Source organism: Cupriavidus sp. USMAA2-4 (assembly GCF_001854305.1).
Classification (GTDB): Bacteria; Pseudomonadota; Gammaproteobacteria; order Burkholderiales; family Burkholderiaceae; genus Cupriavidus; species Cupriavidus malaysiensis.
Map to the genome: position 1 here is coordinate 3,093,269 of NZ_CP017749.1, position 22,813 is coordinate 3,116,081.

At 69.5% G+C, this 22,813-nt stretch carries 21 protein-coding genes and 1 pseudogene; 13 read left to right on the forward strand and 9 right to left on the reverse strand.

What is annotated here, in order from left to right; genetic code table 11:
* Window positions 1–7: 7 nt before the first annotated feature.
* From BKK79_RS33475 to BKK79_RS33485, 3 genes are all read left to right on the forward strand, one after another.
* Window positions 8–898: a polysaccharide deacetylase family protein gene (locus BKK79_RS33475; protein ID WP_071020001.1), complete on the forward strand. Its 891-nt coding sequence runs from the start codon at window positions 8–10 to the stop codon at window positions 896–898.
* A gap of 63 nt (window positions 899–961) precedes the next feature.
* The gene (locus BKK79_RS42400) at window positions 962–1,414 is read left to right on the forward strand and encodes a CzcE family metal-binding protein (protein ID WP_157128589.1); all 453 of its coding nucleotides are present in this window, start codon (window positions 962–964) and stop codon (window positions 1,412–1,414) included.
* Window positions 1,415–1,563: 149 nt separating this feature from the next.
* Window positions 1,564–2,550 (forward strand): GNAT family N-acetyltransferase, encoded by a 987-nt coding sequence (locus BKK79_RS33485; protein ID WP_156811476.1) that lies wholly within the window; start codon window positions 1,564–1,566, stop codon window positions 2,548–2,550.
* Window positions 2,551–2,591: 41 nt separating this feature from the next.
* Here BKK79_RS33485 and BKK79_RS33490 read toward each other — a convergent pair whose 3' ends face one another.
* Complete coding sequence (locus BKK79_RS33490; protein ID WP_084085501.1) at window positions 2,592–5,117, reverse strand: heavy metal translocating P-type ATPase; 2,526 nt, start codon at window positions 5,115–5,117, stop codon at window positions 2,592–2,594.
* A gap of 215 nt (window positions 5,118–5,332) precedes the next feature.
* Here BKK79_RS33490 and czcI point away from each other — a divergent pair, with 215 nt between their 5' ends.
* The 4 genes from czcI to BKK79_RS33510 all read left to right on the forward strand — a co-directional run bounded on the left by czcI (window position 5,333) and on the right by BKK79_RS33510 (window position 11,843).
* Complete coding sequence (czcI, locus tag BKK79_RS33495; RefSeq protein WP_232346383.1) at window positions 5,333–5,707, forward strand: cation efflux protein, CzcI family; 375 nt, start codon at window positions 5,333–5,335, stop codon at window positions 5,705–5,707.
* 83 nt (window positions 5,708–5,790) lie between these two features.
* Entirely contained in the window at window positions 5,791–7,101 is a 1,311-nt protein-coding gene (locus BKK79_RS33500) for a TolC family protein (protein WP_084085503.1), read from the forward strand.
* A 25-nt stretch (window positions 7,102–7,126) separates the two neighbouring features.
* Entirely contained in the window at window positions 7,127–8,629 is a 1,503-nt protein-coding gene (locus BKK79_RS33505; RefSeq protein WP_071039998.1) for an efflux RND transporter periplasmic adaptor subunit, read from the forward strand.
* Window positions 8,630–8,642: 13 nt separating this feature from the next.
* Window positions 8,643–11,843, forward strand: a complete 3,201-nt coding sequence (locus tag BKK79_RS33510) for a CusA/CzcA family heavy metal efflux RND transporter (RefSeq protein WP_071039999.1) — start codon at window positions 8,643–8,645, stop codon at window positions 11,841–11,843.
* A 54-nt stretch (window positions 11,844–11,897) separates the two neighbouring features.
* On the opposite strand, the gene BKK79_RS33515 is transcribed toward BKK79_RS33510, so the two are convergent.
* From BKK79_RS33515 to BKK79_RS33525, 3 genes are all read right to left on the reverse strand, one after another.
* Window positions 11,898–12,305 (reverse strand): VOC family protein, encoded by a 408-nt coding sequence (locus BKK79_RS33515; RefSeq protein WP_071040000.1) that lies wholly within the window; start codon window positions 12,303–12,305, stop codon window positions 11,898–11,900.
* 338 nt (window positions 12,306–12,643) lie between these two features.
* On the reverse strand, window positions 12,644–14,074 hold the full coding sequence (locus BKK79_RS33520) for a heavy metal sensor histidine kinase (protein ID WP_197524077.1): 1,431 nt from the start codon (window positions 14,072–14,074) through the stop codon (window positions 12,644–12,646).
* A 56-nt stretch (window positions 14,075–14,130) separates the two neighbouring features.
* Window positions 14,131–14,808: a heavy metal response regulator transcription factor gene (locus tag BKK79_RS33525; protein ID WP_071019981.1), complete on the reverse strand. Its 678-nt coding sequence runs from the start codon at window positions 14,806–14,808 to the stop codon at window positions 14,131–14,133.
* 317 nt (window positions 14,809–15,125) lie between these two features.
* On the opposite strand from BKK79_RS33525, the gene BKK79_RS33530 reads away from it, so the two are divergent.
* Window positions 15,126–15,395 (forward strand): hypothetical protein, encoded by a 270-nt coding sequence (locus tag BKK79_RS33530; RefSeq protein WP_157128590.1) that lies wholly within the window; start codon window positions 15,126–15,128, stop codon window positions 15,393–15,395.
* Between the two features lie 264 nt (window positions 15,396–15,659).
* A pseudogene (locus tag BKK79_RS42405) lies at window positions 15,660–15,797 on the forward strand (copper-binding protein); the annotation flags it as partial.
* Window positions 15,798–15,830: 33 nt separating this feature from the next.
* On the opposite strand, the gene BKK79_RS41770 reads toward BKK79_RS42405, so the two are convergent.
* From BKK79_RS41770 to BKK79_RS33545, 3 genes are all read right to left on the reverse strand, one after another.
* Window positions 15,831–16,265, reverse strand: a complete 435-nt coding sequence (locus BKK79_RS41770; RefSeq protein WP_071019976.1) for a hypothetical protein — start codon at window positions 16,263–16,265, stop codon at window positions 15,831–15,833.
* A gap of 120 nt (window positions 16,266–16,385) precedes the next feature.
* Window positions 16,386–17,312 (reverse strand): crotonase/enoyl-CoA hydratase family protein, encoded by a 927-nt coding sequence (locus BKK79_RS33540; RefSeq protein WP_083384513.1) that lies wholly within the window; start codon window positions 17,310–17,312, stop codon window positions 16,386–16,388.
* Window positions 17,313–17,486: 174 nt separating this feature from the next.
* Window positions 17,487–17,768, reverse strand: a complete 282-nt coding sequence (locus BKK79_RS33545) for an H-NS family nucleoid-associated regulatory protein (RefSeq protein WP_071019973.1) — start codon at window positions 17,766–17,768, stop codon at window positions 17,487–17,489.
* A gap of 451 nt (window positions 17,769–18,219) precedes the next feature.
* On the opposite strand from BKK79_RS33545, the gene BKK79_RS33550 reads away from it, so the two are divergent.
* A complete protein-coding gene (locus BKK79_RS33550) occupies window positions 18,220–18,996 on the forward strand; it encodes an enoyl-CoA hydratase (protein WP_071040002.1) in 777 nt (258 codons plus the stop codon).
* A gap of 13 nt (window positions 18,997–19,009) precedes the next feature.
* Here BKK79_RS33550 and BKK79_RS33555 read toward each other — a convergent pair whose 3' ends face one another.
* On the reverse strand, window positions 19,010–19,444 hold the full coding sequence (locus BKK79_RS33555) for a MarR family winged helix-turn-helix transcriptional regulator (RefSeq protein ID WP_071040003.1): 435 nt from the start codon (window positions 19,442–19,444) through the stop codon (window positions 19,010–19,012).
* A 366-nt stretch (window positions 19,445–19,810) separates the two neighbouring features.
* Between BKK79_RS33555 and BKK79_RS33560 the strand changes: the two genes are divergently transcribed.
* From BKK79_RS33560 to BKK79_RS33570, 3 genes are all read left to right on the forward strand, one after another.
* Complete coding sequence (locus tag BKK79_RS33560) at window positions 19,811–20,047, forward strand: hypothetical protein (protein WP_071040004.1); 237 nt, start codon at window positions 19,811–19,813, stop codon at window positions 20,045–20,047.
* 352 nt (window positions 20,048–20,399) lie between these two features.
* Window positions 20,400–21,263, forward strand: coding sequence for an NAD(P)-dependent oxidoreductase (locus BKK79_RS33565; RefSeq protein ID WP_071040005.1), 864 nt, complete (start codon window positions 20,400–20,402; stop codon window positions 21,261–21,263).
* Between the two features lie 169 nt (window positions 21,264–21,432).
* The gene (locus BKK79_RS33570; protein WP_232346482.1) at window positions 21,433–21,603 is read left to right on the forward strand and encodes a glycine zipper 2TM domain-containing protein; all 171 of its coding nucleotides are present in this window, start codon (window positions 21,433–21,435) and stop codon (window positions 21,601–21,603) included.
* A gap of 32 nt (window positions 21,604–21,635) precedes the next feature.
* On the opposite strand, the gene BKK79_RS33575 is transcribed toward BKK79_RS33570, so the two are convergent.
* The gene (locus BKK79_RS33575; protein ID WP_071040007.1) at window positions 21,636–22,808 is read right to left on the reverse strand and encodes an acyl-CoA dehydrogenase family protein; all 1,173 of its coding nucleotides are present in this window, start codon (window positions 22,806–22,808) and stop codon (window positions 21,636–21,638) included.
* Window positions 22,809–22,813: the final 5 nt, after the last annotated feature.

Below are 22,813 nucleotides of genomic sequence, written 5' to 3' on the forward strand. Positions count from 1 at the left end.
GGCGCCGATGGCACGCATCGCCCTGAAGGTGGACGTCGACACCCTGCGCGGCACGCGCGAGGGGGTGCCGGCCCTGCTGAACATGCTGGAGAAGGTGCGTGCCGAAGCCACCTTCCTCTACAGCCTCGGCCCCGACCACACCGGCTGGGCGCTGCGGCGCGTGTTCCGTCCCGGTTTCCTGAAGAAGGTCTCGCGCACCTCGGTGGTGTCCAACTACGGGCTGCGCACGCTGATGTACGGCGTGCTGCTGCCCGGCCCGGACATCGGCCGGCGCGGCGCCGCCCAGATGCGCGCCGCGCAGGCGGCCGGCCACGAGTGCGGCATCCACACCTGGGACCACGTCTACTGGCAGGACAATGTGCGCGGCCGCGACGCAGCCTGGACGCGCCGGCAGATGCAGAGCGCCTTCGACCGCTTCGTCGACATCTTCGGCGAAGCGCCGCCGACGCATGGCGCGGCCGGCTGGCAGATGAACGACGAGGCCTTCCTGCAGATCGACGACTGGGGCATGGCCTATGCTTCGGACGGCCGCGGCGTCTCGCCCTACATCCCGACCGTGGGCGGCCGGCCCTGCCGCCACGTGCAGATGCCGACCACGCTGCCGACCCTGGATGAACTGATCGGTGTCGACGGCCTGACCGAGGACAATGTGCACGAAGCCGTGCTGAAACTGAGCGCGGATGGCCGCGATCATGTCTTCACGCTGCACACCGAACTGGAAGGCGGCAAGCTCGCGCCGGTCTTCATGCGCCTGCTGCAGGGCTGGCGGGCGCAAGGGCACGAGCTGGTGTCGATGGCCACCTACTACCGCCATCTCGACCGCAGCACCCTGCCGCAGCTGCCCGTGAGCTGGGGCAGCATCCCCGGGCGCAGTGGTGAGCTGATCATTCAGCCTTGAGGCTGCGCGCAGAGCGATCGCCTGCTCCCCGCGTCCCCCTGACGAGACTGTCATCGCGCGGTCATGCTGCCGTGGCCGACCGCTCGCTGCGCCGGTTTCCGGCATGCGATCCCCGCATGCACCCTGACCGGAGACCTGCATGACGACACCGTTCCGCAATGGTCTGGCCGCCTTCGGGCTGGCCGGCACCCTGGCCTTGGCCGCAGTACCCGCCGAGGTCAGCGCCGCCGACGCGCCCCTGCCATCATCCGCTTTGCCTCAAGGGCCCTTGCCGGGCGAGCGCGTCCAGCCCGCAATGTCTCGCACACCGTCGTGGTCGCGCCGCGCCAGAGGAATATCGACGTCGAGGCCGGCGAGTCGGTAGCGTTCCGCTTTGGCACGCAGAAGGCAGCCTGGGCCTTCGCGCCGTGCTTCGGCGCCGGTGCTCTCGAACGGGTCCGCAAATTCTCCGGGATCCCTGCCGCGCTGGGTATCTGGATGCGGATCCGCCCGGGCAGCATGTTCAGCGGCGGATGACGCGTGCGCGCCTGCCGTACGCGAGGTCCACATATCCTAGGGTTTACCCTGTCAACTTCGGCCACCTGGTGACGCTAACTGTGAGGGTTTTCCATCACAAGAACGGGTCCGCCGCCGCATCGTACGGCTGGCGATAGGGGTTGCAGCGCATGTTACGCATTGAAGATCTGGATACGCCGCCGGAGGTATTCCTGCGCGACCAGGCAGAGGGGTATGACTTCTATACCGCCTTCCAAGGGGCAAAAATCGAGGGGTTCCGCTTCGGCTACTTTGCCGTCTACCGGCACGACACCCTGGTGACCGTGGCGCCGTATTTCGTCATGGACTTCCGCCTGGACACGCTGCTGCCGGCGGGCCTGCTCAAGCGCAGCCTGAGCTGGATCAAGTTCAACCTGGCCTGCATCGGCAGCCCGACGGCGGACTTCGGCCGCATCCATGGCGAGGTCTCGAGCGATATCCTCGCGCTGATCAATGCCACGCTGTCGACGCGCGGCAGCCTGCTCGCCTACAAGGGCTTCGGCGATGGCCTGCCGGTGGCGGGTTTCGTGCAAGCGGCCGGACTGCCGGTGCCGGTGCTGCCGCTGCGGCCCGACTACTTCAGCGCGCTCAAGAGCGATCGGCGCAACCTGCTCAAGCGAAAGCTGAAGAAGGCGAGCACGCTGCGCTATGAAGAGTGCGACGGCCTCGCGCCTGAGCTGGTGGAGGCGGTGCACAGGCTTTACCTGAACACATACAACAAGGCCGAGCTGAAGTTCGAAAAGCTCACCCCAGAGTATTTCCGCCGGACCGCGCCGATCAGCAAGTACCTGCTGTTCTTCCACGAGGATGAACTGATCGGCTTCACCCAGCTGATCGGGCGCAACGGCCGCCTGGTCAACCGCTATATCGGCCTCGACTACGACAAGAGCGACCAGCACGGCCTGTACTTCGCCATGTTCATCCGCGCGGTCGAGGTGGGTGCGCGCGAGGGCTACCGCGACATGGAGCTCGGCGCCACCGCCTACGAGTTCAAGCGCATCCTGGGGGCGCAGCAGGTACCGACCTGGAATTACTACCGCCACACCACGCCGTGGGTCAACTGGGTGCTGGGCAAGCTGCGCAGCGTGCTGGAGCCTTCCGAGTCCGAACTGCGCTGAGACAGCGCTGATCTGGCGCCGCGGGCGGCCCGCCCGTCGCGTCAGGCGGCGATGCCGCCGGCAGGCCGGGCGGCGCCTTGCGGCGCCCGCGCTTCCTGCTGCCTGGCCAGCCGCAGCCCGTTGAACACGACCAGCAGGCTGGCGCCCATGTCGGCGAACACCGCCATCCACATGGTGCCCTCGCCCATCACCGTGAGCACCAGGAACACGGCCTTGATGCCGAGCGCCAGCACGATGTTCTGCCACAGGATGCGCGAGGTCTGGCGCGAGAGGCGGATAAAGGCGGGCACCTTGCGCAGGTCGTCGTCCATCAGCGCCACGTCGGCGGTCTCGATCGCGGTATCGGTACCGGCCGCGCCCATGGCGAAACCGATGTCCGCGCGCGCGAGCGCCGGTGCGTCATTGATGCCGTCGCCCACCATGCCGGTCTTGCCGGCCCCTCCTTCCAGCGTCGCCGCCAGCGCGGCCAACGCATCTGCCTTGTCCTGCGGCAACTGGTCGCCGCGTGCTTCGTCGATGCCCACCTGCGCAGCGATTGCGGCGGCCGTGTGCGGGTTGTCGCCCGACAGCATCAGCGTCTTGACACCCAGCGCATGCAATTCGGCGATCGCCTGCCGGCTGCTTTCGCGCACCGTGTCCGCCACGGCGAACAGGGCCAGCACACCATGGTCCGCGCCGGGTGCGCCTTCCAGGGCCAGCAGGACCACGGTCTTGCCCTGGCGCTCCAGCGCTTCGAGCCGGGCCTCCAGCGCGGGCGAGCACAGGCCGAGTTCATGCACCAGCCGGTGATTGCCCAGGCAATAGCGGCGGCCCGCAACGGTGCCGCGGGTGCCGCGGCCGGGCAAGGCTTCGAAGGCTTCCACGCCCAGCAGGTCGAGGCCGTCGGCGCCGGCGGCATGGGCCACGGCGAGAGAGACCGGGTGGTCCGAGCGTGCCGCCAGGCTGGCCGCGATGCGCCGCACCTGCGTCTCCTCGCCGGCCAGCACGGCGAAATCGGTCTGCGCGGGCTTGCCGTGCGTGAGCGTGCCGGTCTTGTCGAGCGCAAGCCAGCGCAGGTCCTTGCCCTGCTCCAGGTAGACGCCGCCCTTGACCAGGATGCCCTGGCGTGCGGCGGCGGCCAGGCCGCTGACGATCGTGACCGGCGTCGAGATCACCAGCGCGCACGGGCAGGCGATCACCAGCAGCACCAGGGCCTTGTAGCACCAATCCAGCCAGTCCCCGCCAAGCAGCAGGGGCGGCGCCAGCGCCACCAGCAGTGCCACGGCGAACACCACGGGCGTGTAGACGGCGGCGAAGCGGTCGACGAAGCGCTGGGTCGGCGCGCGGCTCGCCTGGGCGGCTTCGACCGCGTGGATGATGCGTGCCAGCGTCGAGTCGGCGGCCACCGCCGTCACGACGTATTCCAGTTCGCCCGCCTGGTTGATCGAGCCGGCGAACACGGCATCGCCCTCGCCTTTTTCCGCCGGCACGCTTTCGCCGGTGATCGGGGCCTGATCGATGGTGGAGCGGCCGCGGCTGACCTTGCCGTCCAGCGGAACGCGCTCGCCGGGGCGCAGGCGGACCGTGGCGCCGACCGCCACGCTGCGTGCCTCGACCTGCAGCCAGCCGCCGTCGGCCTGGCGCACGGTGGCCTGCTCCGGCGTCATCGCCATCAGGCCGCGGATGGCCTGGCGCGCGCGGTCGAGCGAGGCCGCCTCGATACGCTCGGCCACGGCGAACAACACCATCACCATGGCAGCCTCGGGCCACTGGCCGATCAGCATGGCGCCGGTCACGGCGATACTCATCAAGGCGTTGATGTTGAGCTTGCCGTGGCGCAGCGCGATCCAGCCCTTGCGGTACGTGTCCAGGCCGGCCAGGCCGATCGCGGCAAGCGCGAAGGCCAGCGGCAGCCAGGGCACGGCAAGGCCGGCCCACTCGCTGAGCTCGGCACTCAGGGCGGCGACGCCGGCCAGGGCGAGCGGCCACCATGGCTTGCGCACGGCCTCGGGCGCCGCCGCGGGCTCGGCGCCGGCTTCCAGCACTTCCGGCTTCATGCCAAGGCTTTCGATGGCACGCGCCAGGGAATCCAGCGACGCCAGCTTGTGATGGACCGTCAGCACCCGCTGCATCAGGTTGAAGTCCAGTGCCGCCACCCCGGGCATCGCGGCCAGCTTGTCGCGCAGCAGGGCTTCCTCGGTCGGGCAGTCCATGGCGTCGATGCGGTAGCGCACCGTGCGCGTGCCGGGAGGCGCCGCCTGCGCTACCCGGGGCGCGACGGGGGCGGCGCAGCAATCGCCGCCGTGGGCATGGCTGTGCTCATGCGTGTGCTCGTGGCCGTGCTCGTGGCCATGGCTGTGGCGGGGCTCATGGCCGGCTTCATGGTCGTGGCCGTGCACATGACCATGGTCGTCATGGTCGTGCCCGCAGGCCTTGCCAGCACCGGACGCGTGCCCATGCTGGACCTGTCCATGCGCATGGCCGGGTGCGTGATGAGGGGCGTCGCCCTTTGCCTCGGCCGTCCGGGGCTGGCACTGGCCGGCGCAGCAGCCCGGTTCTTCCCGCTTGTTCTGTGCCTGATCGGTCATGGTTCTTATCCGTTGGATGCTTTGCATGCGCTCGATGCGCTCGATGCTATTGAAGACCCTGAAGCGACTACAGGGTCAAGCATCCGGTCTGCGGCGCAGAGAATTCAGCCTCAAGGATCACAAAAACCGCGTACCGAGGTTTGTATGTGCCGCAAACTTAATATATGGCGCGGAAGCGCCGCGAGACGCCTGGGGCTTCCGACCCGCCGCCGGCCATGGCTATAATCGCGGCCATGCGCCGCATCCTGATCCTCCTGCTCGCTTTGCTGCTGCCGCTCCAGCTCGCCTGGGCCGGTGCCGCGGCCTATTGCGGGCACGAGAAGGGGGCCGCGTCGAGCCGGCATTTCGGCCACCACAGCCATGCGCACCTGGAACGGACCACCGCCGGCCACGCCGACGGCGAGGGCGCCAAGCTGCCCGACCTCGACTGTGCCATGTGCCATTTCGCCGGCTCGCACGGACTGGTTCCCGCCACCGACTGGTCGGCCGCGCCGGGCGTCGCCACGCTGCAATACCACCCGCTCGCGGCCACCTGGCGCTCGGCGCCCGCGCGCGCACCAGATCGTCCCCAATGGTCCCGTCCCGCCTAGCCGGCGAGACGACCGCGACCTATCTTTCCTGCTGACGCCGATTCGTCTCGCCGAATTCCCCGTTTCCAAACCGGTGCAATTCGATGAGAACACTCGTGATCCCGCTCGGGCTGGCGGCAGCCATGCTCGTCCCCGCGGCGTCCGCCCAGGATGCCCTGCCCTTGCCGCCACCGCCTTCGCCGGCCGCCGCGGCATCCCCTCCTATCCCGGCCTCGCGCCAAGCCGAAGCCGGCATGCCGGCGGAATCCACCGGCGTGCTGACGCTCGACAGCGCTCTGGCCCTGGCCGTGGCCTACAACGACACACTGCGCGCCGCTCGCCATGAGGTGGCCGCCAGCGATGGCGGCGTGCTCCAGGCCGGCCTGCTGCCCAACCCCGAAGTGGCTGTGCAGATGGAGGACACGCGCGAAGCGTCGCGCACCCTCACCGGGCAGCTCAACCTGCCGATCGAACTGGGCGGCAAGCGTGCCGCGCGCGTCAGCGCCGCGCAGAAGGCGCGCGAGCTCGCCCTGGCGCAACTTGCGGGCACGCAAGCCAGCTTGCGCGCGGCCGTCAGTGCCGCCTTCTTTGAACTCTTGATCGCCCAGGAGCGCGTCACGCTTGCGCGCGGCACGCTGGGGATCGCCGCCGAAGGCATGCAGGCCGCCGCGCGCCGCGTCGCCGCCGGCAAGATCGCCCCGCTGGAGGAAACCAAGGCGCGCGTCGAGCAGGCCAATGCCGAACTGGAACTGTCGGAGGCGACGGCCGGCCTGGCACAGGCGCGCCAGGCGCTGTCCAGCCTGTGGGGTAGCCCCGTGCCCGGCTTCGGCGAAGCGGGTGGCGACCTGCAGACCGTACCCGCCGCCCCGGCCGACGTCTCGCTGGCGGGCGGACTCGACGCCGCGCCGGCCCTGCTGGCCAGCCGGCGCGAGATGGAGCGCCGCCAGGCCGAGATCGAGGTCGAACGCAGCCGCCAGTACCCGGACCTGACGGTGAGCCTCGGCGCCAAGCGCGACAACGGCAGCGGTCGCGGCGCCTATCCGGTGCTGGGCATCTCCTTGCCGCTGCCGCTGTTCGACCGCAACCAGGGGCGCCTCTACACGGCGCTGCGGCAGGCCGACAAGGCGGCGGACGAGTACCGTGCCACGCGGGTCCGGCTCGACACCGAACTGCGCCAGGCGGCCAGCCGCCTGGCGGTCGCGCGGACTTCCGCCGAGACGCTGCGCGCGACCGTGCTGCCGGGCGCACAGCAGGCGTATGGCGCCGCCCGGCGCGGCTTCGAGGCCGGCAAGTTCACCTACCTGGACGTGCTCGATGCCCAGCGCACGCTGTTCCAGGCGCGCATCCGCTACCTCGGCGTGCTGGCCGGCGCCTACCAGGCCGCCGCCGCCATCGACGGCATTCTCGGCCGCTGAAGCCGCATCACAGGACATCTCATCCATGGCAATCACCCGACAACAGAAGATGATGATCGCGGCCATCGCCGCAGCGGCCGCGCTGGCCGCCGGCGGCCTGCTGCTGAGCGGCGACGGTGCCAACGCCCATGCCGACGGCGAGGCCGGGCATGCGCATGCAGCCGAGGCCGGGGCCGCCAAGGCCGATACCGGCCCCAACGGCGGCAAGCGCTACGTCGATGGCGACTACACGCTCGAGGTCCTGCTGGCCGAAGACGGCGGCGAACCGCGCCTGCGCGTGTGGGCCACGGCCGCGGGCAAGCCGTTGGCGCCGGCGGGCGTGACCTTGCAAGGCATCGTGCAGCGCCCGACCGGTGAAAGCGAAGCACTCGCCTTCCGCGCCGCCAAGGACGGCCTGGTCAGCACCACGGCCGTGGCGGAACCGCATGCCTTCGAAATCCGCCTCGACCTGGCGGTACCCGGCCGAGCCAAGGCCGCGACGGTGCGCCTGCGCAGCGAGGAGGGCCTGGTGGAAATGACGCCGGAGCAGATCCAGTCGGCGGCGCTCACGCTGCGCACCGCCGGCCCCGCGCGCGTCGAGGACAGCGCCCAGTTCCCCGGCGAAATCCGCTTCAACGAGGATCGCACCGCCCACGTGGTGCCCCGCCTCGCCGGCGTGGCGGAGGCGGTGCCGGCCAATCTCGGCCAGCGCGTGAAGAAAGGCGAGCTGCTCGCGGTGATCGCCAGCACGGCGCTGTCGGACCAGCGTAGCGAGTGGCTGGCCGCCCAGCGCCGCCTCGAACTCGCACGCACCACCTATGCGCGCGAGAAGACGCTGTGGCAGGACCGCATCTCGGCCGAGCAGGATTTCCTCGCCGCCCGTACCGCCCTGCAGGAAGCCGAGATCGCCGCCAGCAACGCCGCGCAGAAGCTCGACGCCATCGGCGCGGCGCGCAGCGGCAGCGCGCTCAACCGCTTCGAGCTGCGCGCCCCGTTCGACGGCGTCATCGTCGAGAAGCACCTCTCGCTGGGCGAGGCGGTAGCCGCCGACGCCAATGTCTTCACGGTCTCTGACCTGTCCACGGTGTGGGCCGAGTTCTTGATCGCGCCCAAGGACCTGGACAGCGTGCGCATGAATGAAAAGGTCAAGATCGCCTCGACCGCCTTCGACGGCAAGGCCGAGGGCCGTGTGTCCTACGTGGGGGCGCTGCTCGGCCAGCAGACCCGCACGGCCACCGCCCGCGTCACCCTGCCCAATCCCGAGATGGCCTGGCGCCCGGGACTGTTCGTCACGGTCAGCGTGACGCGCAGCGAGACCGAGGTCCCGGTCGCCATCGATGCCGAGGCGCTGCAGACCGACGGCGGACAGGCGCGCGTGTTCGTCGCCGTGCCGGGCGGCTTCCTCGCGCAGCCGGTGCAGACCGGCCGCAGCGACGGCAAGCGCGTGGAAATCGTCTCCGGCCTCAAGCCGGGCTGGCGCTACGTGGCCGGCAACAGCTTCGTGCTGAAGGCCGAGATGGGCAAGGCCGGTGCCGAGCACGCGCACTGAACCGGAGAGCGATATGTTCGAACGACTGATACGCTTCGCCATCGCGCAGCGCTGGCTGGTCATGCTCGCCGTGCTCGGCGTGGCGGCGCTGGGCCTCTATAGCTACAAGCGCCTGCCCATCGATGCCGTGCCCGACATCACCAATGTCCAGGTGCAGATCAACAGCAGCGCCGCCGGCTATTCGCCGCTGGAGACCGAGCAGCGCGTCACCTACCCGATCGAGACCGCCATGGCCGGCCTGCCCGGCCTGGAGCAGACGCGCTCCCTGTCGCGCTACGGGCTCTCGCAGGTCACCGTGATCTTCCGGGACGGCACCGACATCTACTTCGCGCGCCAGCTGGTCAACCAGCGGCTGCAGGAGGCCCTGGTGCAGCTGCCGCCGGGGGTGGTGCCGCAGATGGGGCCGATCTCGACCGGCCTGGGCGAGATCTACCTGTGGACCGTGGAGGCCGAGCCCGGCGCGCGCAAGCCGGACGGCACGCCCTACACTCCGGCCGACCTGCGCGAGATCCAGGACTGGGTCATCAAGCCGCAGTTGCGCACCGTGCCCGGCGTGACCGAGATCAACACCATCGGCGGCTTCGCCAAGGAGTACCTGATCGCCCCCAGCCCCGAACGCCTGGGCGCCTACGGCCTGAGCCTGCAGGACGTGGTGCAGGCGCTGGAGCGCAACAACGCCAACGTGGGCGCGGGCTACATCGAGCGGCGCGGCGAGCAGTACCTGGTGCGCGCGCCCGGCCAGGTCAAGTCGCTGGATGACATCCGCGACGTCATCGTCGGCACCGCCCAGGGGCAGCCGATCCGCATCCGCGACGTGGCCGAAGTCGGCCTCGGCCGCGAACTGCGCACCGGCGCGGCCACCGACAACGGCCGCGAAGTGGTGCTGGGTACGGTCTTCATGCTGATCGGCGAGAACAGCCGCACCGTGTCGCGCGCGGTCGACGCCCGCATGGCCGCCATCAACCGCACATTGCCGCCGGGCGTGCGGGCGGTGACGGTCTACGACCGCACCGTGCTGGTCGACAAGGCGATCGCCACGGTGAAGAAGAACCTGCTGGAGGGCGCCGCCCTGGTGGTGGCCATCCTCTTCCTCTTCCTCGGCAACCTGCGTGCCGCGCTGATCACGGCGCTGGTGATCCCGCTGTCGATGCTGTTCACCTTCACCGGCATGGCAGCCTACAAGATCAGTGCCAACCTGATGAGCCTGGGCGCGCTGGACTTCGGCATCATCGTCGACGGCGCCGTGGTGATCGTGGAGAACTGCGTGCGCCGCCTGGCCCACGCCCAGCAGGAACGCGGCCGGCCGCTGACACCGGCCGAGCGCTTCCAGGAAGTCTTCGCCGCCTCGCGCGAGGCACGCCGCGCGCTGATCTACGGCCAGCTGATCATCATGATCGTCTACCTGCCGATCCTGGCGCTGACCGGTGTCGAGGGCAAGATGTTCCACCCGATGGCGCTCACGGTGGTGCTGGCACTGCTGGGGGCGATGGTGCTGTCGGTGACCTTCGTGCCGGCGGCCGTGGCGCTCTTCATCGGCGAGCGCGTGGCGGAGAGCGAGAACCGCCTGATGGCAGGCGCACGCCGCCTTTATGCGCCGCTGCTGGCCTGGACCCTGGCCAACACGCCGGTCGTGCTGGCCTTCGCCGGCGCCGCCGTGCTGCTGGCCGGCCTGACCGCCACGCGCCTGGGCAGCGAGTTCATCCCCAGCCTCGACGAAGGCGACTTCGCCGTGCAGGCCTTGCGCATTCCCGGCACCAGCCTGAGCCAGTCGATCGCCATGCAGCAGCAGATCGAAACGCGGCTGAAGGCGAAGTTCCCCGAGATCGAACGCGTGTTCGCCCGCACCGGCACCGCCGAGATTGCGTCGGATCCGATGCCGCCCAACGCCTCCGACGGCTACGTCATGCTCAGGCCGCGTGCGCAATGGCCGGACCCGTCCAAGCCGCGCGCCCTGCTGCTCGAGCAGATGCAGGCCGAACTGGAGACGCTGCCGGGCAACCGCTTCGAGTTCTCGCAGCCGATCCAGCTGCGTTTCAACGAGTTGATCTCCGGGGTGCGCAGCGACGTCGCCGTCAAGCTGTTCGGCGACGACAACGGCGTGCTGGAAGATACCGCGCAGAAGATCGCCGCCGTGCTGGGCAGGATCCCGGGCGCCAGCGAGGTGAAGGTGGAGCAGACCAGCGGGCTGCCGGTGCTGACGGTCGAAGTGGACCGCGCCAAGGCGGCACGCTATGGCCTGAACATGGCCGACGTGCAGGATACCGTGGCCATCGCCATCGGCGGGCGCGATGCCGGCATCCTGTACCAGGGCGACCGGCGCTTCAATATCGGCGTGCGGCTGCCCGAAGGGATCCGCGCCGATGTCGAGGCGCTGCGCCGCCTGCCGATCCCGCTGCCCAAGGCCGGCGAAGCGGCTGCGGGGCTGCCGCGCGCCAGCTACATCCCGCTGGGCGAACTGGCCACGCTGGAGTTGGCGCCCGGCCCCAACCAGGTTTCGCGCGAGAACGGCAAGCGCCGCATCGTGATCAGCGCCAATGTGCGCGGGCGCGATGTCGGCGGCTTCGTGGCGCAGGCCATGGCCGCGCTGGACCAGCAGGTCAAGGTGCCGACCGGCTACTGGATCACCTGGGGCGGCACCTTCGAGCAACTGCAGTCCGCCACCGCCCGCCTGCAGGTGGTGGTACCGGTCGCGCTGCTGCTGGTCTTGCTGCTGCTGTTCAGCATGTTCGGCAACCTCAAGGACGGCCTGCTGGTCTTCACCGGCATCCCCTTCGCCCTGAGCGGTGGCATCCTGGCCCTGTGGCTGCGCGGCATCCCGCTGTCGATCTCGGCGGCGGTTGGTTTCATCGCGCTGTCGGGCGTCGCGGTGCTCAACGGCCTGGTGATGCTGTCCTTCGTGCGCGGGCTGCGCGAGCAGGGCCTGGGGCTGGACGAGGCGGTGCGCGACGGTGCACTGACGCGGCTGCGGCCCGTGCTGATGACCGCGCTGGTGGCCTCGCTCGGCTTCGTCCCGATGGCGATCGCCACCGGCACCGGCGCGGAGGTGCAGCGTCCGCTGGCCACCGTGGTGATCGGCGGCATCCTGTCCTCGACGGCCCTGACCCTGCTGGTGCTGCCGGTACTGTACCGGCTCGCGCACCGGCGCGACACCGCGCCATCGGCGTCCGTGGCGAGCACCCCGCACGCCGACGGCGAGCTGCCTGCCGCCGGATGACGCCAGCCCGGCCCGGCGGCTATCGTGCGGCCGGGCCGGCCCGGCGTTCGGGCTTCAGGGCACGACATTCAGCATCCACGATACGCCGAAGCGATCGCGCACCATGCCGAAGCCTTCGGCCCAGAAGGTCTTCTGCACCGGCATCAGCACGGTGCCGCCGTCCGCCAGCGCCGCGCACAGGCGCTGCGCCTCCTCGACTGAGGCCGGATCGAGCGACAGGCTGAAGCCGGCAAAGGAGACCGGCTGGCCGGGCATGCCGTCCGAGGCCATGATCTGGCTGCTGCCGACCTGGAGGTTGGCATGCATGATTTTCTCTTCCCACCCCGGCGGCACCGGCGGCCCGCCGGCCGGGGCTTCCTTCTGGCGCATCATGAACGTCACGCTGGCGCCGAGCACCGCGCCGTAGAACGTCATTGCCTCTTCGCAGCGGCCGCCGAAGGTCAGATAAGGTTGTACCTGCATCGCGTCTCTCCTGTCGTGGGTCCGGCTGACTGCCGGTGAAGGCATTATGACGCCGCCGGGTTGCGGGCGCGCGGCATCCCCGCCTGGCCCTGGTATTTCCGGTAACTTTTGATTGCAAGCGGATTTCAGCCTTGCAGGAATACTCGAAGAATCAAATCGAGAGATCGGACGGCCATCGCGTGCCAGCGTGCCAGCGTGCTGCGCCGCGCCCGCGCCGTCCTTGCACGCGGGTGAGCCATGGACCACAGTGCAGGCGCTCCCCATGATGTGCGCGCGCATGCTGCGCCACCATCGGACCGACACTTTCCACCCCCTGAGGGCGGCAGCCGGCCAGGCGCTCAGGCGCCGCCGCGTGGGGCCTGAGCGCCGGCTCCGTAGGGAAACATCAGTTCGAGCACGGTCTCGCCCGCGCTGCTGGAGGCCGTCACGGTGCCGCCGTGCAACCGCATGATGCTGTCGACGATGGCCAGCCCCAGCCCGGTGGAGCCCGCCGAGTTGCTGCGCGCCGGGTCGCCCCGGTAGAAGCGGCCGAACACGTGCGGCAAGGTCTGCGGCGAGATGCCCGCGCCGCCGTTGGTCACGCGGATGCGGGTCGCCTGGTCAGCGCTCGCCACCTCGATGCCGACCCGGCTGCCGGCCGGCGAGTGGCGCAAGGCATTCTCGACCAGGTTGGTCACGGCCCGCCGCAACAGCGTCTGGTCGGCACGCACGGTACCGCTGCCGGCCAGCTCCAGCGCCAGGTCGCGTTCGGCGGCCACCGCCTCGAAGTAGTCCACCACCTTCTCCATTTCCGCGCGGGCGTCGAGCGGGCGCAGGTCCAGCGCGACTTGCGCATGGTCGGCGCGAGCCAGGAACAGCATGTTCTCGATCATGCGCGCGAGGCGCTCATACTCCTCCAGGTTCGACTCGAGCAGCATCTCGTATTCCTGCTGCGCACGCGGCTGCGCCAGCGTGACCTGGGTCTGGCCGATCAGGTTGCTGATGGGCGTGCGGAAATCGTGGGCCAGGTCGGCCGAGAATTCGGACAGACGGGAGAAGCTGTCCTGCAGCCTTGCCAGCATGCCGTTGAACGCATCGGCCAGGTCGCGCAGCTCGGCCGGGGCGCGGCCGGTGTCGAGGCGCGTCGCCAGCCGGCTGGTGGTGACGGCCGACGCCTCCTTGGCCATGCGGCGCAGCGGCCGCAGGCCACGGCACGCCAGCAGCCAGCCGAGGCCGGCCGCCACGCCCGCCCCGCATAGCGTGGCCCACAGCATGCGGCGCTGGTAGGCACCCATCAGCACGGCGCGGTAGCCCGCGTCGCGCGCCACCACGATCTCGACCGCCTCATCGCTGTCGCCGATCCGGCCCAGCGCCGCGATGCCGCTGGACGCCACGCCGTTGCGAGGATGCCAGACCTGCAGGTCCTCGCGTTCAGGGGTCGCCTCGGCGGGCAGCACGCGCAGCGGCGGCACCTGTTCGTGGCGCGGATTGCAGTTGATCAGCGTTTCCCCCTGGCGCGTGCGCACCATCAGGATCAGGCCTTCGTGGCCCAGGGCCAGGTCGGAGAAACGATGGGAGTCCTGGCGCACCTCGTCCACGGAGCCCACCTCGCGCAACAGGTGGCGCACCACCAGCACCTCGCCGATCAGATCGCCTTCGTCGCGCTCCTCGAGCTGCGCGGCCAGGCCGCGTGTCAGGTAGGTGCCGACACCGACCAGGATGGCCACGGTGGCGAGACCATAGGCCAGCGCCAGGCGGACCGTCAACGATTGGTGCAGCCGCCGCCGCAGGCCGGCCGCCGGCACCTGCCGCAGCGGCGCGGGTTGGTCCGGCTCGCCTGCGCCGCTCACGACAAGCCCTCCTCGTCCAGCACATAGCCCATGCCACGCCGCGTGTGGATCAGCTTCTGCTCGAACGGCTCGTCGACCTTGGCGCGCAGGCGGCGGATCGACACGTCGACCACATTGGTGTTGCTGTCGAAGTTCATGTCCCAGACCTGGGAAGCGATCAGCGAGCGCGACAGCACTTCGCCGCGCCGGCGCGCCAGCAGCTGCAGCAGCGCGAACTCCTTCGAGGTGAGTTCCACTTTCTGCCCGGCGCGGGTGACACGGCGGCGCACGGTGTCGATCTGCAGGTCGGCCACTTCGATCAGCTCGCTCTCGCGCAGCGGGCCACGCCGCAGGATGGTGCGGATCCGCATCACCAGCTCGGCGAAGGAGAAGGGCTTGATCATGTAATCGTCGGCCCCGAGCTCGAGCCCCTTGAGCCGGTCCGGCAGCGTATCGCGCGCGGTCAGGAACAGTACCGGGGTATCGCGGTCGCGGCGCAATTCACGCAGCACCTGCCAGCCGTCCAGCCCTGGCAGCATCACGTCCAGCACGATCAGGTCATAGGCCTGCCCGCGCGCATGGGCGAGGCCGTCGATGCCGTCGCGGGCGAGGTCGGCCACGAAGCCGGACTCGGTCAGCCCCTTGAGCAGGTAGTCACCCGCCTTCGGCTCGTCTTCCACAATCAGGATGCGCATGGTCTCACTCTTGGTTCACGCCCGCCGCCCGGCGGGCGCCTCTGGCCTCGGCTTTCCGCAGCGATGGTCCGGTGGCGATACGCTACCGCAGCCAGGCCTTGCGGAAGCGAACATTGCAGCTTTGTCATGCTGATGTCAGCAAAATGACGCAAGAAAAACCGGTATAATGGCCAATTGACCGCATTTGATACGGTTTGGTTCGCGCCACGGTCTTTGCGGTTGATGCGAACAATGCGGCCGATGCAACCCAATGCGGCCGATGCCGGCCTCCGATTGCCGGCGCGGTACGCCTCCAGTCGCCTGACCAATCCCCGTCGATGAAACGCTTGCTGCGCTGCTTCCTGTTGTGTCTCGCAGTGTTCGCGCTTCCCTTCCAGGGCGCGGCGGCGGTCATGATGGTCGGCACCGCCGCGCAGGAGGCCGGGGTGGGCGTGTCGATGGCGTCGCATCACGCCGCCGTCCTGATGGAAACGCGCGCCAGCCTGACCAGCGCGCATGATGCGGGCACCGCGCCGCACTGCCACAAAGCCGCCAAGGCTGCGCCGGACGGCGCCGCCGACGCCGGCAAGGCACCGCTCCCGCGCTAGGGCTCCGACCCCACGGCGGCTGCAGCCTCTGCGGCCTCTGCGCACTCAGTGGCGCCCCGCCCGGGACCGGTGACGACGCCTGCCTTGTCGCATGCGCAACGGCTGGAGCGAATCCCATCTGGTGGCCGAGCCGGTCGAGCGCGAGTTCGCGCCGGGCATGAAGGCGCATCCGTCGGACAACGCCGGCCAGACCCCTGGTCCCACGTATCGAATCCGTGGAGGACGACCGCAAGCGCATCCACATGGACACGCCGACCATCGAGCATGGCCCTCGCCAAGCTCGACATGGAGGCCAGAACGATGGTGTTCCAGGTCGCCGATCCCGCCTGGATCAATGCCGCCAAGGCAGGCGACATGGCCCGCTTCGCCGTCGAGCGGCGGGATGGCCTGCTGACCGTCACCGCCATCGAGCCCGCGCCCTGGCGGTCGGCGGGATCAGGCCGTGGTCGACAAGAGGGCCCCGCTGGCACTGGAGCCGGAGGCATTCAGCAACTGGGCCAGTGCCGCCATCGCAGACTGCAGTGCCGCGGACGTGGAAGCGATCTCGGTCTGCAGCGCGGACACCGCCGCCGCCTTCGCCTTGTCGTCCATCTTGCTTGCCTGCAGCGCCTGCAGTCGGGTCTCCTCTTCCTGCAATTGCTTCTGCAATTGGGCGATCTGCTTCCTCAGTTGCGCCTCGGTCGTAGAGCTGCCCGTGCTGGAACCGCTGCCACCGGCGGCCCCGGCACCAGCCTGGCCCACAGCCGGTGGCGCCGTTGCGCCTTGGGAGGTGGCCGCGGCCGAGGTGTCGCCGCTGACGGGTGACTGCGCCTTGGCCGAGGTGCCGGCCTGCGCCGCCACCTGGGGTTGAATGAGGGGAATACTGGACATCCGCTGATCTCCGAGAAGGTTTGGGGACACGCCGGGACGGCTCTCCCACCTTCTACGGTTCCGCCGGGCGAAAATTGAGCGCCTGCCCGGCCATGGACCGGCACCATTCCTTCGCCATACTTACACGTCCCCGCCGTCCTTGGACGACCAGCGCGAACGCGCGCCGGCCTCGGGCGGCGGCATCAGCGGATCGAGGTCGGCGCCCGGCATAGGCTCGGGAATCGGCCGGCCGGAATCGCGCCACTCGGCCGCGGCGGCGAAGCCATAGCGCTCGGCATAACCCTTGAACCACATGCCCTCGGGGGAATGCCGCGCGATGCCGTCGAACAGGTTGGCCAGCGTCTGCGTGCTGTGCAGGCCCATGTTCTCGTAGGCCTGGTTGATCATCAGCTTCTGCATCATCAACTGGTTCTTCGGCACCGCGGCGATGCGCTCCGCCAGCCGGCGCACGGCCCCGTCGAGTTCGGCGGCCGGCACCGCCTCATGTGCCAGGCCCCAGGACTGCGCGGTGCGGCCATCGATGACGTCGCCGGTGAACAGCATGCGCTTGGCTTTCTCCGCGCCGATGCGGTATACCCACATCGCCGTGGTCGGGCACCCCCAGACGCGCGCCGGCATATAGCCGATACGGGCATCCTCGGCCATCACCAGCAGGTCGGCGCATAGCGCGATGTCCGAGCCGCCGGCCACGGCGTAGCCATGGACCTTGCAGAGGGTCGGTTTGTAGGAGCGCCACAGGCTGAAAAAGTGGTCGGTATTGGCCCGCATCAGGCGATAGTCGCGCATCGGGTCCCATGGCATGGGCTGCGTATAGCGGCGCTCGCGGTCACCTTCCGCGAAATCCTTGAGGTCATAGCCCGCGCAGAATGCCTTGCCGGCGCCTTGCAGCACGATCACGTGCACGCGCTCGTCGTCATTGGCCGCGGCCACCGCCTGCGCGATCTCGCCGGGCATGGCGGCATCGATGGCATTGAGCCGCTCGGGCCGGTTCAGCGTAATGAACGCCAGGCGGTCTTCCACCTCCAGCTTCAGGGTCGTGAACACCATGATTGCCTCCTCCGTGCTGCCGGGATTCCCAAGGAAAGCACCCGGCGACGGCCTGCGGCCGGCGCGGGCATCGTGCCATTAGAGCAGCGACGGACGACGGCCCACAAGGTGCGGTGCCGCATTCAAGGAGGCTGGGCAGCCTTGCCGACTCAGCGGAAGAAGCGCATGGCCGGGCTATGCGACGCGGAAATGCTCGATGGACTGGCCGGCATTGACGGCGCGCTGCAACCAATCGGGGTATTCACCGGTGCCGTCCCAGGACTGGCCCAGGGCGTTGCGGTAAAGCGCCATCGGGGCGGACGCCGGGACCGGCGGCGGCGCCTCAGCCTCCGCCGTGGCGACGCTGCCGGGGAAACACCCTGCTTCGACGAGATCCTCCAGCGTCAAGCCATGGCGATCCATCTGCTCGCGCACCCATGCTGCCGCTGCGAGCCTGGCAGTTTCAAACTCTGACATTGATATAGCCGAGAAGCCCGCGGACTGACGCGCCGCGCGGGCGAACGTGAGGGAGCGGCCAGACCGGCGACCGCCCCATGGCGGGGATTCTACAGGTAGACAGCCGTCATACGATGCGGAATTGCCCGTACTCTTGTTGCCGCCGGTGCAGCAAGGGTCCGCGGGCGCGGGCAGGGGTGCTTCGGCCTTGCTGCGGCGAAGACGCCAAGTCCCTGATTTCAACTGCTTTTCCGCTGGCGCCACGCAGCGCGCGCAAGCGCATCCGGGAAAAGACAAGGGGCGCGGCGATTCCTGTCCTGCGCGACTCGCGGCGACGCTGTTGCATCTGGCCGCCCGCGAAGCGTGGCGTGCGCATCACCCGAGGGGGAATCAACTGGATCCGCCGGTTTACTTCGCGCGCGAAACATTTATACTTCGCATGCGAAATACATCGCTAACCGGAGACACCTCCATGAATACCGACCTCGATATCGACCTCACCGAAGGCGTGCTGACTCTCACGCTTGCCCGCCCCGCAAAGAAGAATGCCTTGACCAACGAGATGTATGGCGCGCTGGCCGACGCCATCGCGGGTGCCGCCACCGATGCCGAAGTCCGCGTCGTGCTGATCCAGGGCGACGGTGACCTCTTCACCGCGGGCAACGACATGGCGGAATTCGCCGCACAGGCCGTTGGCAAAGGGCCGGAGGAACGCCATGTCGCGCGCTTCCTGCACAGCCTGTCCAACGCGCTGGTACCGATCGTGGCAGCGGTCCAGGGCAAGGCGGTCGGTATCGGTACCACGATGCTGCTCCATTGCGACTACGTGCTGCTGGCCGAGGGCGCCGAATTGACGACCCCTTTCATCAATCTCGCGCTGGTACCCGAGGCGGCGTCCAGCCTGCTGCTGCCCCAGCGCATCGGCCACGCGCGGGCCTTCGAAATGTTTGCGCTCGGCGAGCCCCTGCCCGCCACTTCGGCACTTGCCTGGGGCATCGCCAACCGGATCGTGCCGGCGGCTACCCTGCGCAGCGAGGCCCGCCGCGTCGCGGACGCGCTCGCCGCCAAGCCGCAGGGCGCGCTGGGTGCGATGAAGCGCCTGATGCGCGATGCCGGCAAGCTGGTGGCGCAGATCGAAGCGGAGGGCGCGGCCTTCGCCCAGCGGCTGGCCAGCCCCGAGGCGAGGGAAGCCTTCCAGGCCTTCGCCGAGAAGCGCCGGCCCGATTTCAAGCGCCTGGCGCAACGTTAGCCGGCGCGGTCGGCTAGGCGAGATCGTCGTCGGAGGCCGGGAACTTCTCCTGCAGGCTGGCAAGCCAGCGCGCCACTACGTCGATCTCGGCCTCGGAGAAGCCGTCGGTCAGGCGCGCGTTCAACTCCGTCAGGCCCGCCTTGGAGCGCTTCAGTGCCGCCCGGCCGGCGTCGCTCAGCCACAGCCGGGCAGCGCGCCGGTCCGTGGTGTCGGCGCGCCGCTCGACCAGTCCGGCACGCTCCGAGCGCTCCGCCAGGCCGCTCATGCCGGGCGCCCCGAGATCGAGCGCCGCGGCGGCTTCGCTCATCAAGGCACCGTTCTGCTTGCCGAGGAAGAAGAGCAAGCCAGCCTGCGCCGCCGTTACACCGCCCGCCGAGGTACGGGCCTGGGTCCAGCGATGCAGGCGCCGCTGGCCGACATTCAACAGATAGACGAGCCGATGTTCCATGTCTTCAGTGAGGGAGCCGTTCCGGCGCGCGGCACCGGCTGGAGCCGTCGTGGCGCCGTCGCGGAGCGGGATTGGTTCGCGTGCGAATCGTAGCATGCGTGGAGACGGCGGCGGAGCCGGCTCGAAGCCACATGTAGCTCACTTGCAAACGCCCTGGTCATCCTGGCGCGGACGCCATGCTGGTGGCATCCGCACCACGGCCGGCATAGGGGCTGGCGCCGCGCGAGCCTTGTGCCGGCCGCCGCTGCCGGCCGCCGTGGTGCATTGCAGCTTTGTCATTTTCCAGTCATGTTGCGGTGGGCGAGCGCTGCGTAGACTTCCTCCATCGGTAACCGCTTCCGGTTGCCAAATCTCAGGAGAAACGCCATGCGCACGTTCAAGCAAGCCCTGCTCGGCACAGTTCTGGCCACCTCGCTGGCCGCTGCCGCCGGCCTCGCCAACGCCGCTCCCCGCGCCGTCGACCCGTACACCGATGGCGCTACCGCCAGCAGCAGCCATGCCTACACCGGCGAAGCGCGCCGCGTGCAAGGTGCCCGCGACCCATACTCGGACGGCAATCACCAGGTCAATGCCCGGCGTGATGCCTTCTCCGACGGCGCTTGAGCGGCCGGCTTCCCTGACTTCCCGGGCGTCTGCGCGCCCGGCCGCCCTGGACGGACGCTTTCCCGCGACGCTCGCAGCAAGGGCCGCCGTCTCCGCAAGGGGGCGGCGGCCCTTGCGCCATGCCGGCCCCGAGGTCACGGTGTCACAGTGGGTACGGCCCCTTCGCGGTTCACGCAGCACTGCCTTCATGCCTTGATTGGCCCGGCGCGGCCGCCCGAAGCCGACCCGTGGCCGGCCTGGCGCTGGCTGAGGCGCCTTGACGCCGGCGACCCGTTCATGCACATGCGTGGCCGGCCAACGCGCGCCGGCCGCTCACGTAGAATCGAGCTTTTCCAGTCAGGGAGCAGTCGTCATGCGTGTCGCATTCCTCGGTCTCGGTGTCATGGGCTACCCCATGGCCGGCCACCTCGTGGCCAAGGGCCACGAAGTCACCGTCTACAACCGCACCGCCGCCAAGGCACAGCGCTGGGCAGCCGAGTACGGCGGCAAGGCTGCCGCCACGCCCGCCGAAGCCGCGCACGATGCGGACGTGGTCTGCTCCTGCGTCGGCAACGACGACGACCTGCGCGCCGTGCTGGCGGGCGCTGATGGCGCCTATAGCACCGCGCCGGCCGGCTGCGTCTTCGTCGATCACACCACCGCCAGCGCCAATGTCGCGCGCGAGCTGCACGCGGCAGCCACCGCGCGCGGCCTGCAATTCGTCGATGCTCCGGTCTCCGGGGGCGAAGTCGGCGCGCAGAAAGGCGTGCTCACCATCATGTGCGGTGCCGACGAGGCAGCCTTTGCGCGCATCGAACCCGTGATCTCGGCCTATGCGCGCGCCGTGACCCGCATCGGCGGCCCCGGGGCGGGCCAGCTCGCCAAGATGGTCAACCAGATCTGCATCGCAGGACTGCTGCAAGGCCTGTCCGAAGCGATCGCCTTCGGCCAGCGCGCCGGCCTCGACATGCCGGTCGTGCTGGACGTGATCAGCAAGGGCGCGGCCGGTTCGTGGCAGCTCGAGAACCGCGGCCCCACCATGGTGGAAGACAAGTTCGACTTCGGCTTCGCGGTCGACTGGATGCGCAAGGACCTGGGCCTGTGCCTGGACGAGGCGCGCCGCAATGGCGCCACCCTGCCGGTCACGGCGCTGGTCGACCAGTTCTACGCTGAACTGCAGACGCGCGGCTGCGGCCGTGCCGATACCTCCTCGCTGATCAAGCGCCTGCGCGACTGAGGCGCCGCACCGCCGCGCCGCAGTCGTCCTGGTCCTACACGGATTTCGGCGCGGCGCCGGCACGGCGGACCGCCGCCCCTGCCTATGCTGGTCCTTATCAGGCCCGGACCGGTCGCTGCCATTGCGGCGGGCGGTGGGCAGGAGACCGATCATGGACAAGACCCGATGGATGCGCGCGCTCGCAGCCCGCACGCTGCTGGTCGCGGCGCTGAGTGGATGCACGGCCACCGGCGCGGTGGTGGGTGGCGTGGCAGGCCACGAACTGACCCACGGCAGCACGGCCGGTACCGTCGGCGGAGCTGTCGTCGGCGGGGTGGTCGGGCACGAGCTGGGCAAGTAGCACGAGCACCGGCGCCCGGGCCGGCCGGAAGCTCAGTAGGACTTGGGCAGGCCCAGCACCCGCTCCGCGATGTGGCACAGGATGAGTTGCGCGCTGACCGGCGCGATACGCGGGATATACGATTCGCGCAGGTAGCGCTCCACGTGGTACTCGCGCGCATAGCCCATGCCGCCCAGCGTCAGTACCGCTGTCTGGCAGGCCTGGTGCGCGGCTTCCGCGGCCAGGTACTTGGCCGCGTTGGCTTCGGCGCCACACGGCTGTCCCTGGTCGTATAGCCAGGCGGCCTTCCACACCATCATGTCGGCCGCTTCCAGCGCCATCCAGGCCTGCGCCAGCGGATGCTGGATGCCTTGGTTCTGCCCGATCGGCCGCCCGAACACCACGCGCTCCCGCGCGTAGCGCGTCGCTGCCTGCAGGGCAGCGCGGCCCAGCCCTACGGCCTCGGCGGCAATCAGGATGCGTTCCGGATTGAGGCCGTGCAGGATGTACTCGAAGCCGCGTCCCTCCTCGCCGATGCGGTCACCCGCCGGCACCATCAGGCCGTCGATGAACAGCATGTTGGAATCGACCGCACCGCGCCCCATCTTGTCGATCTCGCGCACTTCGATATGCGCGCGGTCGAGCATGGTGTAGAACAGGCTCAGGCCCTGGGTCGGCTTGCTCACCTGCTCCAGCGGCGTGGTGCGCGCCAGCAGCAGCATGCGGTTGGCCACCTGCGCGGTGGAGATCCAGATCTTGCGGCCGTCGACGCGATAGGCCGAGCCGTCGGCGCTGCGCACCGCCTGCGTCTTCAGGTGCGTGGTATCGAGCCCGGCATCCGGTTCGGTCACGGCGAAGCACGCCTTGTCCTGCCCCGCGATCAGCGGGGGCAATGCCGATTCCTTCTGCGCATCGGTGCCGAACACCACCACCGGATTGAGCCCGAACACATTCATGTGGATCGACGAGGCGCCCGAGAAGCCTGCCCCCGAGGCCGACACCGTCTGCATGATCAGGGCTGCCTCGGTAATGCCGAGGCCGGCACCACCGTAGGCTTCCGGCATGGCGATACCCAGCCAGCCGGCCTTGGCCATGGCCTGGTGGAAGGCGTGCGGGAACTCATGCCGCTGGTCCTGCCCGGCCCAGTACTCGGGGCCGAAGTCGCTGCACAGTTGCGTCACCGCCTCGACGATGGCGCGCTGCTCCGGGGTTCTTTCGAAATTCATGCCTG

Coding starts and splice junctions, on each gene's coding strand:
- BKK79_RS33475 (WP_071020001.1), top strand. CDS start 8: ATGGCACGCATCGCCCTGAAGGTGGACGTCGACACCCTGCGCGGCACG.
- BKK79_RS42400 (WP_157128589.1), top strand. CDS start 962: ATGCTGCCGTGGCCGACCGCTCGCTGCGCCGGTTTCCGGCATGCGATC.
- BKK79_RS33485 (WP_156811476.1), top strand. CDS start 1,564: ATGTTACGCATTGAAGATCTGGATACGCCGCCGGAGGTATTCCTGCGC.
- BKK79_RS33490 (WP_084085501.1), bottom strand. CDS start 5,117: ATGACCGATCAGGCACAGAACAAGCGGGAAGAACCGGGCTGCTGCGCC.
- czcI (WP_232346383.1), top strand. CDS start 5,333: ATGGCTATAATCGCGGCCATGCGCCGCATCCTGATCCTCCTGCTCGCT.
- BKK79_RS33500 (WP_084085503.1), top strand. CDS start 5,791: ATGAGAACACTCGTGATCCCGCTCGGGCTGGCGGCAGCCATGCTCGTC.
- BKK79_RS33505 (WP_071039998.1), top strand. CDS start 7,127: ATGGCAATCACCCGACAACAGAAGATGATGATCGCGGCCATCGCCGCA.
- BKK79_RS33510 (WP_071039999.1), top strand. CDS start 8,643: ATGTTCGAACGACTGATACGCTTCGCCATCGCGCAGCGCTGGCTGGTC.
- BKK79_RS33515 (WP_071040000.1), bottom strand. CDS start 12,305: ATGCAGGTACAACCTTATCTGACCTTCGGCGGCCGCTGCGAAGAGGCA.
- BKK79_RS33525 (WP_071019981.1), bottom strand. CDS start 14,808: ATGCGCATCCTGATTGTGGAAGACGAGCCGAAGGCGGGTGACTACCTG.
- BKK79_RS33530 (WP_157128590.1), top strand. CDS start 15,126: ATGAAACGCTTGCTGCGCTGCTTCCTGTTGTGTCTCGCAGTGTTCGCG.
- BKK79_RS41770 (WP_071019976.1), bottom strand. CDS start 16,265: ATGTCCAGTATTCCCCTCATTCAACCCCAGGTGGCGGCGCAGGCCGGC.
- BKK79_RS33540 (WP_083384513.1), bottom strand. CDS start 17,312: ATGGTGTTCACGACCCTGAAGCTGGAGGTGGAAGACCGCCTGGCGTTC.
- BKK79_RS33545 (WP_071019973.1), bottom strand. CDS start 17,768: ATGTCAGAGTTTGAAACTGCCAGGCTCGCAGCGGCAGCATGGGTGCGC.
- BKK79_RS33550 (WP_071040002.1), top strand. CDS start 18,220: ATGAATACCGACCTCGATATCGACCTCACCGAAGGCGTGCTGACTCTC.
- BKK79_RS33555 (WP_071040003.1), bottom strand. CDS start 19,444: ATGGAACATCGGCTCGTCTATCTGTTGAATGTCGGCCAGCGGCGCCTG.
- BKK79_RS33560 (WP_071040004.1), top strand. CDS start 19,811: ATGCGCACGTTCAAGCAAGCCCTGCTCGGCACAGTTCTGGCCACCTCG.
- BKK79_RS33565 (WP_071040005.1), top strand. CDS start 20,400: ATGCGTGTCGCATTCCTCGGTCTCGGTGTCATGGGCTACCCCATGGCC.
- BKK79_RS33570 (WP_232346482.1), top strand. CDS start 21,433: ATGCGCGCGCTCGCAGCCCGCACGCTGCTGGTCGCGGCGCTGAGTGGA.
- BKK79_RS33575 (WP_071040007.1), bottom strand. CDS start 22,808: ATGAATTTCGAAAGAACCCCGGAGCAGCGCGCCATCGTCGAGGCGGTG.